The organism is Marinobacter sp. B-21 (genome assembly GCF_056857895.1).
In genome coordinates this window covers 115,412-131,638 of sequence record NZ_JBSXNZ010000087.1, presented here as the reverse complement: position 1 = coordinate 131,638, position 16,227 = coordinate 115,412, and the positions used below count along the sequence as shown (strand labels likewise).

The 16,227-nt window shown below is 56.5% G+C and carries 16 protein-coding genes, 1 tRNA gene and 1 pseudogene; 7 read left to right on the top strand and 11 right to left on the bottom strand.

What is annotated here, in order from left to right; genetic code table 11:
• Window positions 1–210 (top strand): annotated as a pseudogene (locus AC13C0_RS18105) (group II intron reverse transcriptase/maturase); the annotation flags it as partial.
• Between the two features lie 85 nt (window positions 211–295).
• Here the strand turns inward: AC13C0_RS18105 and AC13C0_RS18100 are convergent.
• A complete protein-coding gene (locus AC13C0_RS18100; RefSeq protein ID WP_008171697.1) occupies window positions 296–610 on the bottom strand; it encodes an SCP2 sterol-binding domain-containing protein in 315 nt (104 codons plus the stop codon).
• Between the two features lie 229 nt (window positions 611–839).
• On the opposite strand from AC13C0_RS18100, the gene sohB reads away from it, so the two are divergent.
• Both sohB and AC13C0_RS18090 read left to right on the top strand, forming a co-directional pair.
• Window positions 840–1,904 carry a protease SohB gene (sohB, locus tag AC13C0_RS18095; RefSeq protein WP_482954850.1) on the top strand — a complete coding sequence of 355 codons (1,065 nt, stop codon included), beginning with the start codon at window positions 840–842 and terminating at the stop codon, window positions 1,902–1,904.
• 23 nt (window positions 1,905–1,927) lie between these two features.
• A complete protein-coding gene (locus AC13C0_RS18090; protein ID WP_482954849.1) occupies window positions 1,928–2,926 on the top strand; it encodes a YhdH/YhfP family quinone oxidoreductase in 999 nt (332 codons plus the stop codon).
• 160 nt (window positions 2,927–3,086) lie between these two features.
• Here AC13C0_RS18090 and AC13C0_RS18085 read toward each other — a convergent pair whose 3' ends face one another.
• The 4 genes from AC13C0_RS18085 to metH form a co-directional block, all read right to left on the bottom strand.
• On the bottom strand, window positions 3,087–3,593 hold the full coding sequence (locus AC13C0_RS18085) for a DUF934 domain-containing protein (protein WP_482954848.1): 507 nt from the start codon (window positions 3,591–3,593) through the stop codon (window positions 3,087–3,089).
• Complete coding sequence (locus AC13C0_RS18080; RefSeq protein WP_482954847.1) at window positions 3,586–5,238, bottom strand: nitrite/sulfite reductase; 1,653 nt, start codon at window positions 5,236–5,238, stop codon at window positions 3,586–3,588. The genes AC13C0_RS18085 and AC13C0_RS18080 overlap by 8 nt, the downstream gene beginning before the upstream one ends.
• A 362-nt stretch (window positions 5,239–5,600) precedes the next feature.
• A complete protein-coding gene (locus AC13C0_RS18075) occupies window positions 5,601–5,837 on the bottom strand; it encodes a DUF2970 domain-containing protein (protein WP_117617197.1) in 237 nt (78 codons plus the stop codon).
• Between the two features lie 33 nt (window positions 5,838–5,870).
• Window positions 5,871–9,569, bottom strand: a complete 3,699-nt coding sequence (gene metH / locus AC13C0_RS18070) for a methionine synthase (RefSeq protein ID WP_482954846.1) — start codon at window positions 9,567–9,569, stop codon at window positions 5,871–5,873.
• Between the two features lie 232 nt (window positions 9,570–9,801).
• Here metH and nfuA point away from each other — a divergent pair, with 232 nt between their 5' ends.
• The 3 genes from nfuA (at window position 9,802) to AC13C0_RS18055 (ending at window position 12,234) form a co-directional block, all read left to right on the top strand.
• The gene (gene nfuA, locus AC13C0_RS18065; protein WP_117617195.1) at window positions 9,802–10,389 is read left to right on the top strand and encodes a Fe-S biogenesis protein NfuA; all 588 of its coding nucleotides are present in this window, start codon (window positions 9,802–9,804) and stop codon (window positions 10,387–10,389) included.
• 228 nt (window positions 10,390–10,617) lie between these two features.
• On the top strand, window positions 10,618–11,817 hold the full coding sequence (locus AC13C0_RS18060; protein ID WP_482954845.1) for a DUF445 domain-containing protein: 1,200 nt from the start codon (window positions 10,618–10,620) through the stop codon (window positions 11,815–11,817).
• A 45-nt stretch (window positions 11,818–11,862) separates the two neighbouring features.
• Window positions 11,863–12,234, top strand: a complete 372-nt coding sequence (locus AC13C0_RS18055; protein ID WP_482954844.1) for a hypothetical protein — start codon at window positions 11,863–11,865, stop codon at window positions 12,232–12,234.
• Here the strand turns inward: AC13C0_RS18055 and AC13C0_RS18050 are convergent.
• From AC13C0_RS18050 to AC13C0_RS18030, 5 genes are all read right to left on the bottom strand, one after another.
• Entirely contained in the window at window positions 12,221–12,547 is a 327-nt protein-coding gene (locus AC13C0_RS18050) for a TusE/DsrC/DsvC family sulfur relay protein (RefSeq protein WP_482954843.1), read from the bottom strand. The two genes, AC13C0_RS18055 and AC13C0_RS18050, sit on opposite strands and share 14 nt — an antisense overlap.
• A 3-nt stretch (window positions 12,548–12,550) precedes the next feature.
• Complete coding sequence (tusB, locus tag AC13C0_RS18045) at window positions 12,551–12,832, bottom strand: sulfurtransferase complex subunit TusB (RefSeq protein ID WP_482954842.1); 282 nt, start codon at window positions 12,830–12,832, stop codon at window positions 12,551–12,553.
• Window positions 12,833–12,838: 6 nt separating this feature from the next.
• Entirely contained in the window at window positions 12,839–13,189 is a 351-nt protein-coding gene (locus AC13C0_RS18040; RefSeq protein ID WP_482954841.1) for a DsrE family protein, read from the bottom strand.
• Between the two features lie 2 nt (window positions 13,190–13,191).
• Window positions 13,192–13,608: a sulfurtransferase complex subunit TusD gene (tusD, locus tag AC13C0_RS18035; RefSeq protein ID WP_482954840.1), complete on the bottom strand. Its 417-nt coding sequence runs from the start codon at window positions 13,606–13,608 to the stop codon at window positions 13,192–13,194.
• A 104-nt stretch (window positions 13,609–13,712) separates the two neighbouring features.
• Window positions 13,713–14,411, bottom strand: a complete 699-nt coding sequence (locus AC13C0_RS18030) for a Bax inhibitor-1/YccA family protein (protein WP_341582005.1) — start codon at window positions 14,409–14,411, stop codon at window positions 13,713–13,715.
• A 210-nt stretch (window positions 14,412–14,621) separates the two neighbouring features.
• Between AC13C0_RS18030 and AC13C0_RS18025 the strand changes: the two genes are divergently transcribed.
• Window positions 14,622–14,712, top strand: a tRNA-Ser gene (locus AC13C0_RS18025).
• A 400-nt stretch (window positions 14,713–15,112) separates the two neighbouring features.
• On the opposite strand, the gene hemH is transcribed toward AC13C0_RS18025, so the two are convergent.
• Entirely contained in the window at window positions 15,113–16,222 is a 1,110-nt protein-coding gene (gene hemH / locus AC13C0_RS18020; RefSeq protein ID WP_482954839.1) for a ferrochelatase, read from the bottom strand.
• Between the last annotated feature and the right edge of the window lie 5 nt (window positions 16,223–16,227).

The following is a 16,227-nucleotide window of genomic DNA, read 5'->3' as shown; positions in this document are numbered from 1 at the left end:
CAATGGAAGCGAGTTCACACTCGAGCTCGCAACCTGATGCGGCTTGGACTGGTGGAGGAACGGGCTTGGAAAAGCGCGACAAACGGGCGCGGGCCTTGGTGGAATAGCGGGGCATCGCATATGAATGCCGCACTCCCCAAGAAGGTCTTTAACCGCCTGTCTCTGGTAAGCTTGTTGGATACGATGACTCGGCTTCAGAGCCAGCCATGAACCGCCGTATACGGAACCGTACGTACGGTGGTGTGAGAGGACGGGGGAGGTAACTCCCCCTCCTACTCGATCTCAGTCAGGGCATTCAGCCCATCTTGAACAGTTCACCCAGCTTGGTTGCCAGCATCATGTCGCCCTCGGCGCGCAGCTGGCCGGCCATGAACGCCTGCATGCCGTCCGTCTCGCCAGAAACGATGCCCTGCAGGGTTTCGGAGTTCATGATCAGGGTAACGGAGGGGTCGTCATGGGCGCCCTCGTGCATCTTGCAGGTGCCATCGTTGATGACCAGGTGGTAGGTTTTGTCGTCTTCGATGTCGAACTGGAAAACCAGGTCCAGGCCCTGCGCTGCGTCTGCGTTGAAATTCTGTTCGAGCTGTTCAAATACCTGAGCTACAGACATTGTTTTACCCTTTTTGATGGTTGTCTTGTCATGACGGCGGCTTGATGTCCCTGGCTTTACGAGCCTTTTCGGGTGCCTGGGTGGAGCCGGCCTCGCAATCCGACTTTATGGCGAGTGGTCGGTTCTGTCAAGGCCGATCGAACGCTTGTTTTAATTTTTTTGCTCTCCTTATCACCGCAAATTCGGTAAGTTACACTCTTGCCTTTGCACACTCAGTTGGAGAAGCACTTTGGAGTTCCTGACAGAATACGGTTTGTTTTTGGCCAAGATCGTAACCTTGGTAGTGGCGGCGCTGGTCGTGATCTCTGTCATCATGTCGGCAGCCCAGAAGGACCGGGGCGATCATGAGGGCGAGGGAGAGCTCAAAATCCGGAAACTCAATGAAAAATACCGCAAATTGCGGGAGGTCATTCAGGCCAGGCTGATGTCTGATCACGAACGCAAGGCGTTCGAAAAGGCCCGGAAGAAAGAACAGAAAGCCGAGAAAAAAGCTGCCAAGGTGAAAAAGCAGGAGAATGATGCTAAGGAAGAGAGCCGCGGGCGCGTCTACGTGCTTGATTTTGACGGCGACATCAAAGCCAGCGACACCGATCCTCTGCGCAGGGCCATCACTGCCGTACTGAGCGTAGCCGACCCGGAAAAGGACGAAGTCGTCATTCGTCTCGAGAGCGGTGGCGGGCTGGTTCACTCCTACGGTCTTGCCGCCGCTCAGCTGGACCGTATCCGCACCAAAGGTGTCCGCCTGACCGCCTGTGTCGACAAGGTCGCAGCCAGTGGCGGTTACATGATGGCCTGTGTTGCAGACAAAATCGTTGCGTCACCCTTTGCCATTCTGGGGTCTATCGGTGTTGTTGCCCAGCTTCCCAATTTCCATCGCTTCCTCCAGAAAAACAATGTCGATTTCGAAGTTCTGACAGCTGGCGAGCACAAGCGGACCATGACGATTTTTGGTGAGAACACCGATAAAGGCCGCCAGAAATTCCTCGAAGATCTTGAAGATACCCATGTTCTGTTCAAGGAATATGTCAGCGAACGTCGGCCGGAACTGGATATCACCGCCGTAGCCAACGGCGATATCTGGTTTGGAAAGCGGGCACTGGAGGTGAAACTGATCGACGAGATCAAGACCTCCGACGAATATCTCATTGAAGCCTGCGACAGGGCAGATGTAGTCTCAGTGGCCTACCAGCGCAAACGGACGCTCCCGGAAAAACTCGGGTTGGCCGCCAGTACAGCGCTTGAACACACCGTCTGGAAAATACTGAGTGCGTTTCGCAACCAGAAAATCCAGTAGCCTACAGAAAGCGGGGAACAATCATGACAAACAACACCGAATTCAAAGCATGGCGCGTTGAGGAACAGGGTGGAGAGTACGTTGGGGCAGAGCAAACCCTCAGTACCTCAGACCTTCCGGAAGGTGACGTACTCATCCGGGTTACCCACTCTTCTCTGAATTATAAGGATGCGCTGTCGGCCTCCGGTAACAAAGGGGTTACCCGTTCCTTCCCTCACACCCCCGGCATTGACGCCGCCGGCGAGGTTGTGGAGTCGGCCACCGGCACCCCATCGGCGGGTAGCCCGGTTATTGTCACCGGTTACGATCTGGGCATGAACACCGATGGCGGTTTTGGCGAATACATCCGTGTACCCGCTGGCTGGTGCGTGCCCATGCCTTCCGGCTGGAATGCCAGAACCGCCATGATCTATGGCACCGCCGGCCTTACCGCCGGCCTCTGCGTTCAGAAACTCCTGACCATGGGCGCGAAACCCGAACAGGGCAAAGTCGCTGTTTCCGGTGCCTCCGGCGCAGTTGGTTCCGTCGCCGTTGAACTGCTCTCGAAACTCGGGTTCGATGTCGTCGCCATCAGCGGCAAAGCCGACCACGCCGACGACCTCAAAGCCCTGGGCGCCAAAGAAGTCGTGGGCCGCGAAACCCTGGCCGAAGAAAAGAAACCCATGGTTAAACCAGTCTTCGCCAACGCGGTAGACACCGTCGGCGGCGGCCCACTGGCCGAACTGCTCAAACAGATCCTGCCCGGTGGCTCCGTTTCATGCTGCGGCCTCGTTGCAGGACCTGGGATGCAGACAACCGTGCTGCCGTTTATCCTGCGTGGCGTCAACCTGCTGGGTGTGGATTCGGTTGAAATCCCGCTGGCGGAGAAAGAAGCGGTCTGGAAGAAGTTCGCGGGTGAATGGGCCTGCCCGAAGACTGAAGCTTCGGCCCGTGATATCGGGCGAGGTGAGCTGGAGGGGGCGTTGAAGGCGTTCTTGAAGGGTGAGTCTTCCGGGAAAATTGTTCTTGATCACTCGAAGTAAGAAGCAAGATTGAGGAAGAGGCTTCCTGGTTTGTCGGATTACGGCTTCGCCTGATCCGACCTACAGGTACTGGGAAAGTCATGCACATCGGGGTCAGAAGAAAGCTTTCTTCTGACCCCTTTTTCAATCACTTCATACTCTAATGCCAGAAAAGTCTGAGTTAAGAGGCCCGACGCCGAAAGAGAGGGATATCAGTATCGGTAGCCGCCTGATATCCCTGGCTGAAGAAGTTCAGACATCTCTCCGCCTTGGTAATATCCTTGTCAGGTCGAAGCACATAAGCATCGAACCCGCACCGCTTCATGAACTGAAGCTGATCCAGCAACACATCCCCGATGGCCCGCAGCTCATTCACATAGCCGAAACGTTCCCGCAGCAACCGCGCAATACTGTAACCGCGGCCATCACTGAACTTCGGAAAATTCACCGCAATCACCGGCAGCTCATTCACCCGGCCATCCAGAATCTCTGGCTCATCGTGGCTGTCGAACCACACGCCGATGTCCTCACGGCCAGTAAAATGCTCATGGCCGGCCAGCCACAGATCCGCCGGGATCAGCGCCGGCTGGTCAGCGGGAATATCCAGTGACTCGCCCTCAGCAGGGCGGGGAACCACAACCCAGTTGTCGTGACGGATGCTGCCATCCCGGGAAATAACGTTAGGCATAAACCCGCTCCTTGAAAGGGTCAATTCCAACACGGCGATAAGTGTCCAGGAAGGTTTCTTCCTCCGTGCGCTTATCCACAAACACATCAATGATTTTGGCGATTACCTCGGGCATCTCGTTCCGTGCAAACGACGGCCCCAGAATCTTGCCAATTGAGGCATCATGGTGGGACGAACCGCCCAGACTGATCTGATAGAACTCCTCACCCTTCTTGTCGACCCCGAGAACTCCGATATTGCCAACATGGTGGTGACCACAGGCATTCATACAGCCGGAGATGTTCAGATCAATGTTGCCCAGGTCGTACAGGTAATCGAGATCATCGAACTTTCGCTGGATGGCTTCGGCTACGGGGATCGATTTGGCGTTGGCCAGGGCGCAGAAATCACCACCGGGGCAGCAGATCACATCCGTCAGGGTGTTCAGGTTGGCGGTGCCAAACCCCATGGGGACAATGGCCTGCCACAGGTCCAGCAGCTGTTCCTGGCGAACATCCGCAAGCACCACGTTCTGATGGTGGGTTACCCGGATTTCGCCAAAACTGTATTCATCGGCCAGATCCGCGATCTGTTCAAGTTGCCGGTCAGTGACATCACCCGGAGGCGTCCCTGTCTTCTTCATGGTCAGGTTAACAATGGCATAACCCGGCTTTTTGTGGCTGTCCACGTTATGAGTCAGCCACTGGTCAAAGCCCCTGTGCTCGAAACGCTGGCTAGCCAGCAAGTCCGTGGCATTGTCGAGTGCCGCGTAATCCGGCTCGGTGAAGTAGCCCTGGATGCGCTCAATGGCCTCGCGGGTAAGGCGGGTCGGGGAATCCTTGATGTGGGCCCACTCGGCTTCGACCTTTTCGGCAAACCCTTCCGGCGTCAGTGCCTTGACCAGAATCTTGATACGGGCCTTGAACTTGTTATCCCGGCGACCGTACCGGTTATAAACCCGGAGCACAGCTTCCAGATAGGTGAGCAGATCCAGCTCGGGAAGAAATCCACGAATCACCGGCCCGACCATCGGCGTGCGGCCAAGGCCACCGCCAACATGAACCCGGAAGCCCAGTTCACCGGCATCGTTGCGAACCATCTGCAGGCCGATATCGTGCACCTGAATGGCCGCACGGTCTGTCTGTTCCGACGCATTCACAGCAACTTTGAATTTGCGTGGCAGGAACGCAAATTCCGGGTGGAAAGTAGACCATTGGCGAATGATTTCGCAATAGGGCCTCGGGTCTGCAATTTCGTCAGACTGAACCCCGGAGAACTGGTCCGTGGTGGTGTTCCGGATGCAGTTACCGCTGGTCTGGTTGGCGTGCATCTCCACTTCGGCCAGTTCTGCCAGAATGTCAGGAACATCCTCAAGCGCCGGCCAGTTCAGCTGCACGTTCTGACGAGTTGTGAAATGGGCATAGCCTTTGTCATAGTCACGGGTGACGCGTGCCAGCCTGCGCAACTGGTCAGAACGCATCATGCCGTAGGGAACACAGATCCTGAGCATCGGGGCAAGACGCTGAATGTACAGGCCATTCTGCAGGCGCAGGGGAAGGAACTCATCTTCAGCCAGTTCGCCGGCCAGGGCCCTCTCGGTCTGGTCACGGAACTGGGCAACCCTTTCGGCAGCTAACTGACGATCATGTTCATCGTATACGTACATAGTAGGAAGATCCTGCTTGAAAGCGTCATATCCGGGCCGACGGCCTTATATCTGCGGGAAAGGATAACAGCGGGTTTTTATTCTTAAAATGATTATTTCAAAATATGTTTATCGATTCAGGCGATAAGCGGGCGGAACAACGGACTGGACGAATATCAATTTCCTGCTTAACTTAAAAGCGTCAGCGGAGCAGTTGCACCTCGCTGTTACCTTAATAACAAGAACGCGACATTGAACCCGGAAAGAGGAAAAGACATGAAGAAGACCATGCGCTCAGATAGCCAGGCTGATGCCGTTGCCGCCGTTCTGCTGGTCATCCTGGCCGTCGCATTTGCGGTGGTCTGGGTCTCCAGCCAATAACCTTACTGGCTGGCCAGGACCAGGTTCACGATCACAATCAGCCCCACCACAAAACTGGCGGTGAATAACACGCCGGCAATAATGTAGGGCCAGGGGCTGTGGCTTGAAAAATCCTCTTCCCGGCGCTTGTCGGACTGAACCCCGAAAGCGCCGGCCAGGATGCTTTGCATGACTTTCAGAACGCCGGGTCCCTTTGGTTTTTGTTGATCCTTGTTTTCCGCCCCGGAGGATTCCGTCATAAAGCCGCCCCTGTTATCAGCCGTATCTGAAGCTTACTCCGCCGGATCGTATGCCAGGCTTGGCGCCAGCCAGCGTTCCGCTTCAGCCTTGGAAATACCTTTGCGTGCAGCATAGTCCTCAACCTGATCCGCGCCAATTTTCCCGACCGCAAAGTATTTGGATTCCGGATGGGCAAAGTACCAGCCAGACACCGCCGCCGCCGGGAACATGGCAAAGTGCTCGGTCAGTTCGATACCGGCCTTGTTGGTGGCATCCAGCAGATTGAACAGCGTGGCCTTCTCAGTGTGATCCGGGCAGGCGGGATAACCCGGCGCAGGGCGAATGCCCCGATACCGCTCCTTGATCAGATCGGCACTGCCCAGCTGCTCGTCGGCGGCGTAGCCCCAGAATTCCTTCCGGACCCGCTCATGCATGCGCTCGGCAAACGCTTCAGCCAGCCGGTCGGCCAGGGCCTTGACCATGATGGCGTTGTAATCGTCATTGGCGTCCTTGAACTCGACCGAGAATTCCTCGGCACCCACGCCCGTGGTTACCGCGAAACCGCCCACATAGTCACAGGTGTCCGACCCTTCTGGGGCCACGAAATCGGAAAGGGCCATCATCGGTTTGCCTGGCGCCTTCTCGTCTTGCTGGCGAAGATGGTGCAGGGTGGTCAGCTCTTCCGAGCGGGACTCATCCGTGTACAACACAATGTCGTCTCCGCGCCGGTTGGCCGGCCAGAAACCGATGACGCCACGGGCAGATACCCGCTTTTCACCGATCATCCGGCGGAGAATCGTCTGGGCATCATCAAACAGGTGCCGCGCAGCCTCGCCACGCTTCGGGTCATCAAATATGGCCGGGTATTTTCCGGAAATATCCCAGGACACGAAAAACGGTGTCCAGTCGATGTAATCGACCAGTTCGTTAAGATCATACTCCTCAAACACCCGGATACCGGTGAAGGCCGGTTTTGGCGGCTGATAGCCCTCAAAACTGATGTCCGGCGCGCGATCCCGGGCTTCCTTCAGGGATACCAGCCTGGTGCGGTCGCCCCGGTTCTTGCGTCGCTCGCGGATCTTGTCGTATTCGGTGCGGGCGGCGCCCACCAGGTCCGGTTTGGCGGTCTTGCTGAGCAGTTGCGAAGCCACATTCACACAGCGGGAGGCGTCCGACACGTACAGGGCGACGTCATTCTTGTACTGGGGCTCGATCTTGACCGCTGTATGGGCCTTGGATGTGGTGGCGCCACCAATCATCAGCGGAATGTCGAAATCCAGCCGCTGCATTTCCCGGGCGACGTGGACCATCTCATCCAGGGACGGTGTGATCAGGCCGCTGAGGCCGATAATATCGACGTCATGCTTTTTTGCGGCGTCCAGGATCTTGTCACAGGGCACCATAACGCCCAGATCGATCACCTCGTAGTTGTTGCACTGAAGCACCACGCCCACGATGTTCTTGCCGATATCGTGGACATCACCTTTGACCGTGGCCATCAGGATCCTGCCCTTGGCTTTCTGGTCTTCGGTTTTTTCGGCCTCGATGTAGGGTATCAGGTGCGCCACGGCCTGCTTCATGACCCGGGCGCTTTTGACCACCTGGGGCAGGAACATCTTGCCGTCGCCGAACAGGTCACCGACCACGTTCATGCCGTCCATCAGCGGCCCTTCAATGACCTCAATGGGATGGCTGGCTCTCTGGCGACAGGCTTCCGTGTCATCCACGATGTGGCTGGTAATACCCTTTACCAGAGCATGTTCCAGTCGCTTTTCTACCGGCCATTCACGCCAGGCCAGATCCTCTTCCTGGGTTTTGCCGCCTTTGCCCTTATAGCGCTCGGCGATTTCAAGCAGGCGGTCGGTGGCGTCATCGCTGCGGTTCAGAACAACGTCTTCCACCAGTTCTTTCAGTTCCGGGTCGATCTCATCGTAAATGACCAGTTGCCCGGGATTCACGATGCCCATGTTCATGCCGGCCTTGATGGCGTGGTACAGGAACACGGAATGAATGGCTTCACGCACCACGTCGTTGCCCCGGAACGAGAAGGACACGTTACTCACACCGCCGGAGATTGAGGCGTAGGGCAGGTTCTTGCGAATCCAGTGGGTGGCATTGATAAAGTCCACCGCGTAGTTGTTGTGTTCCTCGATACCGGTGGCAATGGCAAAGATATTCGGGTCGAAAATGATATCGCCCGGGTTGAAGCCGATGCCGGTCAGAACATCGTAGGAGCGTTTGCAGATCTGGGTCTTGCGCTCGTAGGTGTCTGCCTGGCCCTGCTCATCGAACGCCATAACCACAACGGCGGCGCCATAGCGCATACAGTCCCTGGCGCGCCTGATAAACTCCTCTTCGCCTTCCTTGAGGCTGATGGAGTTCACCACGGCCTTACCCTGGATGCAGCGCAGGCCCGCTTCGATGACATCCCACTTGGACGAATCGATCATGATGGGAACCCGGGAGATATCGGGCTCGGAGGCCACCAGATTCAGGAAGGTAACCATCACCTCCTTCGACTCCAGCATGCCCTCATCCATGTTGATGTCGATGATCTGGGCGCCATTTTCCACTTGGTCCCGGGCAACGCTCAGGGCTTCTTCGTACTGTTCTTCCTTGATCAGTCGCAGGAAACGTTTGGAGCCGGTGACGTTGGTACGCTCACCCACGTTGATGAACAGAGTATTTTCATCGCCGGTGAACGGCTCGAGGCCAGACAGGCGCAGGGCCTTCGGACGCTCCGGAATCTTGCGGGGCGGGTACTTGGCAACAGCCTGGGCGACGGCTTCGATGTGGTCCGGGCGGGAGCCGCAGCAGCCGCCAATGATGTTCAGGAAACCGTCCCGGGCAAAACCTTCGATAATCTCGGCCATTTCCTCCGGGGTCTGGTCGTATTCGCCAAACTCGTTCGGAAGACCGGCGTTGGGGTGGGCGCTGACGTAGGTTTCGGCCTTGGCGGAGAGTTCCTCCACATAGGGGCGCAGGGCGTCGGCACCGAGGGCACAGTTCAGGCCTACTGAAATCGGTCTGGCGTGAGCCACGGAGTTCCAGAAAGCTTCGGTCGTCTGGCCCGAGAGTGTGCGGCCGGAGGCATCCGTAATGGTGCCTGAGATCATGATCGGCAGGGTGACGCCGCTGTCTTCAAAATATTGCTGGGTCGCGTAAATCGCGGCCTTGGCGTTCAGTGTATCGAAGATGGTCTCGATCAGGATCAGATCACAACCGCCTTCAACAAGACCTTCTACCGCCTCGTAATAGTTATCAACCAGGGTCTGGAAATCGACATTCCGGTATCCCGGGTTGTTAACATCCGGTGAGATCGACGCCGTTCGGGACGTGGGACCAACCGCGCCTGCCACAAACCGCGGTTTGGCCGGGTCCTTCACGGTGTATTCATCCGCGACCTGCCGGGCCAGCCGGGCCGCCGACACGTTCAGTTCTTTGGCAATTTCCTCCAGGCCGTAATCCGCCTGGGATAGGCGTGTGGAGTTGAAGGTGTTGGTCTCGATGATATCCGCGCCAGCATCCAGGTAATCCGCGTGAATGTTACGGAGCAGGGCGGGCTGGGTAAGGTTCAGCAGATCGTTGTTGCCCTGAACTTCCCGCTCGAAATCGGCAAACCGGTCGCCCCGGAAGGCCTGCTCGTCCAGTTTCAGATTCTGGATCATGGTCCCCATGCCGCCATCAAGGATCACAATGCGTTCCTGCAGGGCCTTGTGGAGCTGGTCGAGACGGGTGTTGCGATCGGTCATAGGATTACTTCCGGGTGTCGTCATTAGCGCTGTATTGAAGTCAATAGCGCGGGATCATAGCAAAAATGCCTGAGCCCGTCTTAGTGCGAATGACCATTATCAATTACCTTCCTGAAATGAGCCTGCATACGGGAAATTCATTACTCCGGTAAAGCCCGACTGTTTTACTTGGTCTTTCATGTTCCCGCGAACTGCCTTAAAATGGAGTCAAACTTTCAAACGGGTTGAAAACATGGCTTTGGTTACTGTGACAGATCCCGCACGGGACTACCTCGCACAACTTATTGAAAAACAGGACGTGGAAGGCATGGGCGTACGGATCTTCGTGACCCAGCCCGGCACCAGGAATGCCGAAACCTGTCTGGCCTACTGCCCGCCCAATGAAGTGGTGCCAACGGACGAGCAGGTAGACCTTGAGAAGTTCACCCTGTACCTGGATCACACCTCCGTGCCTTTCCTGGAGGAAGCGTACGTCGATTATTCAAAAGACCAGATGGGGGGGCAGCTCACCATCAAGGCTCCGAATGCCAAGGTGCCCAAGATCGACGACGACGCGCCCCTGCCGGATCGCGTCAACTATGTTCTGGCCTCCGAGATCAACCCGAATCTGGCGTCCCACGGCGGCGAGGTGTCTCTGGTGGAAATCGTCGATGAGTCCGTGGCTGTTCTTCGCTTTGGCGGTGGCTGCCAGGGTTGCTCCGCGGTCAGCCTGACCCTGAAACAGGGGGTTGAATCCACGTTGAAGGAGCGGGTGCCGGAAATCACCGCCGTGCGGGATGTCACCGACCACTCCTACACAGAAAACGCCTACTACCAGTAAGCGATCCGCGATCCTCACCTTGAGGTACCGTAGCTTCCGGGCTGCGGTACCTGCCTCCAGGCTGCCGCAATACCGAGTTCACAAAGGCTACACGGCCAATGTTGTGACAACTCGGTTGCTTCATCATTCGTCGCACAAACAGAAACAGCACACAGGTATTATCGTGTGTGTTCGTTAACGGATATATTGCCGGCTTAACCGGATTACACACTCAAACCGGGGTCAAACTTGTTCGACGTTGCGCTTCTGTCCTTGCCGCTCATGGCGGCTGTGGTTGGCTGGTTCACCAACTGGCTTGCCATCCAGATGTCTTTTTCCCCCGTTCAGTTCATAGGCGTAGGGATTGTCGGCTGGCAGGGCGTTATTCCCCGCAAAGCCGAGAAGATGGCTCATATCTGCCTCGACAGAACCTTGCAGCAATTTGGCGACCTGAACGCCGTCTACCAGAAGCTTGAACCTCAACGCATTGTCGAGCAGGTCATTTCCCAGGTCACGCCCCGGATGGATGAGTATATTGATGAAGTCATGTACGAAATCCAGCCGGTGCTCTGGGATAACCTCCCCATATTTCTGAAAAACCGGATTTACCAGTGGGCGAGGGAGCGGTTACCGTCCCGGATTGAGGATCTGGTGGAGGATTTCGGCGACGACCTGGATGAACTGGTGGACCTCAAGGCACTGCTCAGCCGGGAACTGGCAACCCATCCGGACCTGATGAACCGGATCTTCAGGCAGGCGGGGGCGGTTGAACTCAGGTCGGTGATCAACCGGGGCGCCATTATCGGCGGCATTCTGGGTGCGGTTCTGGTGCCGGTGTGGTCCAGGTATCCGGAGCCCTGGCTGCTGCCGCTCGGTGGCTTTGTGATTGGCTTTGTCACCAACTGGATTGCCATCAATCTGATTTTTGCACCGTTAAACCCCCGGCGGGTTCTGTTCTGGAAAATCCAGGGTCTGTTCCTGCGTCGCCAACCCGAGATCAGTGATGTCTGGGCGAAGCTGGTGGCCGAAGAGCTGATGACCGTGGAAAAAGTGGCCGATGCCATGATCAACGGCAGTCATGGTGACCGAACCCGGGCCATCATCCAGAAACACCTGCGGCCTTTGCTGGACAACTCTGTCATTATGAAACTGACAGCTCAGGTAACCGTGGGCATGACGGGTTACACGGAACTGAAAAAGGCCATGAACCAGAAGGCGGTGCTGGCGACTCATGATGTGTTCAGTGATCCCGCCTTTAACCGCGAGCGGGCGCCGGTCGTGGCGGAGGTCCTGTCAGGCCAGATGAAGGCCCTGAAACCCTCCGAATTCCAGGACATTCTTCGCCCGGCTTTCCGGGAGGAGGAAATCCAGTTGATGATCGTCGGCGGTATTTTCGGCGGCCTGGCGGGACTGCTGCAGCTCCTGTCCCTCACATACATGACATTCTAGGCAAAGTACGCTCTGTTCCTTTGAGGGCGCACAAGGAGGAAGGCCATGCCTCTCTGGGTATCACTTACAGTTCAGTTTTTTGTGACGGTTGCCGCCGTGCTTCTCACACTCTGGGGTTTCTGGCGCTTTGTCGTGCGTCCCTACCTGGACAAGAAAGTCTCGGAGCTGATTGAGGTCTCCCGGGAAATTGAGCCTGCGGTTACGCGGGGAGTGAAAAAGGGTGTGGCAGACACTCTGCGAGCGCTGCCCGAGAGCGCCCTGGACGGCACCGTCAAGGAATCGACCCGCCAGTTTCTGAAGTTCGGCTCCGGGCTGTTTGAAAACGGGCTGAGCAGCTTCCTTGGGACTGCGGCAGACCTTGAACGGAATAAGCGGGAAAACCCCGGCAAGCCCTTCGAGCGCCCTACAGACAGTTAGTAGGCCGGGGCAGCCCGGCAATCCGGCAGGCGGTTTTTGCGGGTGTACCGGGAAACAGCTGCATCAGATAGATGCTGTTGCCCTTGTTCTCTCCAAGGGCCTCCTTCACGGCCTTCACGAACAACCTGTTTGAGGGTGGCGATATTTCATGTTCTTTGTAAAAATAACGAAGAAAAATGATGATTTCCCAATGATTTTCACTTAGATGAATGTCATCCTCAGCAGCAATCGTGGTCGCGACGCCTTCCGTCCAGGCGTGGGCATCCTCAAGAAATCCTTCGTTATTGCGTTCCGGCATCGTGCTACTCGTCATGGCTTACCAACTGATTACCCGTCGGGCCTGAAGCGACAATGACACCATATCGCCAAACCCCACCAATGTCGCATTACCAACCATATTACCGACACCACGCGCGGAAACATCCGGCGAAAGTGCGAATACCTTGCCGATAGCCGGCAGACTCCCCGCAGAGAGTAACAGAACGCCGTTTTCAATCAGCAACAGGGCATCCTTGTCGGATAGCAAGGCAAGGCACTGCGCTGCCCTTGGGTGCTCCGGGGATTTATTCAGGATATGCAGAGTATCGAATGAGCTCATGTCCGGTTAACCTGCAAACGCGGTGTGGTCGTATTGATCGAGCAGGGCTCTGTTGGCATCCACCAGAGTCACGCCGGTAATAAGCGAGGTCTCATCCAGCCCATACTTCTGGCAGGCTGAACGGTCTGCAAGGATCGCTTCAATGCCGAATATGGGCGCCGCCGAAAGGTTTTTCTCCACCGACTTCTGGGCTATGCCGGCCGTATCCTGTGCCCGCTTCAGCCAGATGACTCCCGCACCGGTAAACAGCAGCGATGCCGGCTGGTCGAACGCTGCGAGGGAGAATGTCATATCCAGTGCTTCTCGCCCGCTCCAGGTGCCATAGGATGCCTGGTCAATCATGATCAGTGTGCTCATGGTTAGCCTCCGGCGTGGAAATAGAGTGTTCGTGCAGACGTCCTCCGGCCCTCGACCCATTCGCCCAGGCCGGCGATTTCGAAAGGGTGAAGCAGGTTGGAGCCGGGCAACGCGTAGCGCTTCCGCTCAGCTTCATTCACCAGACCCCGGCGCAACGCTGAAGCAATGCAGGCTATCCCGGGGATGCCGTGGTGTTCGAGAAAGCTCGCCCATTCCTTCGGCCAGTGCGTCTCATCAGAGGGGGGGGTACACAGTGCCGAGGCAAGATGCACGCCGTCACCATACAGGAAGACGCGGGCGATGCGGTGGCCTGCGTCGACGGCAGCCCTGGCGAAACCCAGTGCCGTCTGGGGCGCCTGGGAGGAATAAGGCGCGCCAGTAATCACCAGGGTGAAGGTTTCAGGTGAGGTATCGGCCATGATTCCGGTTCGTTTTTGGTTATGGACGCTGGGATTTTCAGTGTAGCTAAAGCAAAAACCCCGGCAACTGCCGGGGTTTCAAAATCGGCTATTTTAGCCCGGCATCAGTTGTCACCGCTGAAAGCGGACAGCAGGTGCAGCAGGCTGATAAACAGGTTGTAGATTGAAACGTACAGGCCGACCGTCGCGATGACGTAATTCCGCTCGCCGCCCTTGATGATCTGGCTGGTCTCAAACAGGATCATAACGGACGCGAAAATGGTGAAGCCTGCGGATACCGCCAGTTGCAGAGCGGAGCTCTCCATCAGGAAGGCCAGCAGCATGGCGCCGATCAGCACAAACGCGCCAGCGGTCAGGAAGCTGGACATGAAGCTGAAGTCTTTCTTGGTAATGATCGCCGTAGCGGACAAACCTACAAAGGCGATTGCAGTCAGCGTCAGCGCTTGAGCAACGATCTGAGAGGCACCGGCGGCAACGAACGCACCAATGATCGGACCAAGGGTGTAACCCATGAAGCCGGTCAGGGCGAAGGTGGTCACGATCCCCCAGGGGCTGTTTTTCAGCTTATAGGTCGCGAACAGCAGACCGATGTATCCCACAATGGTGATCAGAAAACCCGGATGGGTTCCGTTCATGTTCAGGAAAGCGGTAAGCGCCGAGAAGGCGAGGGTCATGCCCAGAAGCATGTAGGTGTTGCGCAACACATTCATCGCGTCAGCGCTGATTCCTGTGGTCGCGCGCTCGGTCTGGGGAGCAGAATAGGCTCCCTGAGAGTTTTGAACGCCGAAACGTTTGTCTTCCATTGTCATCTCCGTTTTATAACGACTGGATACTGTGTCTCATCATAGTGTCAGATACGCAACTTTCAATCATTTACGACATGAAACTGGCTCCTGGATTCCATTAAAAACCGTTAATATTGAAAAATGCGACGGGTTTTATGCAGGGCGTTGACAGCACAGGCAATTCCGGTATCATGCTCACCGCTGTCGCAATGGCAGCAATGGGAAAACGGTGGGCTGGCAGAGTGGCTGAATGCAGCGGTCTTGAAAACCGCCGAAGGTTAGTAGCCTTCCCGGGGTTCGAATCCCTGGCCCACCGCCATTTTTCCTTTCTCTTCTTTCCCTCTTTCCCGGAGACACCCGATCACTGTTCACTTTTCCGGTGGTTTTCCCTACTTGGTTTAATGCCAGGTTACCCTCATTATCAGCGTATTGATATCGCGAGGGCTCATTATGACAGACTCACAAAATACCCACCAATCCGCAGTCGAGTCGCCGGATCGTCGTGACCGGAAGTTTTCTGTGTCAGCAAATCGGGGCAAGGCCAGCCACAAGATCCGGTACGTTGAAGCTGGCGGTGCTGCGGTTGATACGGAGGAGTGCACCTTCTGCCAATCGGTGCCGGATCTTTCGAATGAAGGGGGGAGAGAAGTACGGAGCGGCTGATACCGCTCCGGGGACAATTGAAAACTCCGATTGAAAACTCCGATTGAAAGCTCCGATCAGAGATCGCGGCCCGGATAGGCCGTCTCTTTTTGTTCGTCCGCCCGTTTCTGCCGCGCAGCCAGAACTTCCGGCTCATTCCCCGGCACCTGCCAGCCCAGCAGATTCTCCTCAATCAGCTTGACCAGGGCTTCAATGTGGCCCGGCGTTGCGTTCAGCGCGGTTATGTAACTGAAACCCTCGCCACCGGCTTCCATAAAGTATTCACGGTTCTCCTCGTCGATTTCCTCAATGGTCTCAAGGCAATCGGATGAGAATCCCGGGCAGAATACGTCGATGGATTTAACGCCTGTGCCAGGCAGTGATTTGAGCGTCTCGTCCGTGTAGGGCTTTAGCCACTCTTCCTTGCCAAACCGGGACTGGAAGGTGGTCAGGTAATCTTCTTTGCTCAAACCAAGCCGTTTGGCCAACAGCCGCGAGGTTTTCTGGCATTCACAATGGTAAGGGTCGCCTTTGGTCAGGTATTTCAGGGGAACCCCGTGATAGGAGAGCACCAGCTTCTGATTGCGCCCGTGATTGGCCCAGTGCGCCTCGATATGCCGCGCCATGGCTTCTATATAGGGCGGGTAATCCGGGTAATGGGAGACGAACCGGAGATCCGGTAACCACCTGCGCCTGGCAAAATCGCTGGCAATGGCATCAAAGGTTGAGGCAGAAGTCGATGCGGAATACTGGGGGTAGAGTGGCAGTACCAGCAGTTTCCGCACCCCCTGCTGCTGCATTTCATCCAGAACCCGGGAGATGGAGGGGTTGCCGTAACGCATGGCAAAGCCAACCACCACATTGGGCCCGTATTTGCGCTTGAGCGCTTCCCGGATGCCCTCAGCTTGCTTTGCAGTGTGCAGCAGCAGGGGTGAGCCCTCTGGCTGCCAGACACTGGCGTAGGCCTCTGCACTGCGCCTGGGGCGAATCCGCAGAATAACTCCGTGCAGGATCAGCCACCACAATGGCCGGGCCAGTTCCACCACCCTTGGGTCCGAGAGAAATTCAGCGAGGTACCGGCGGAGTGCGGAGGTCGTGGGGGCATCCGGGGTACCCAGGTTGGTTATCAGCACGCCCAGCCTGTCAGGCTGGGCGTGGCTGAAATTCTCTGAACCTTTGAATTGCATGCGGT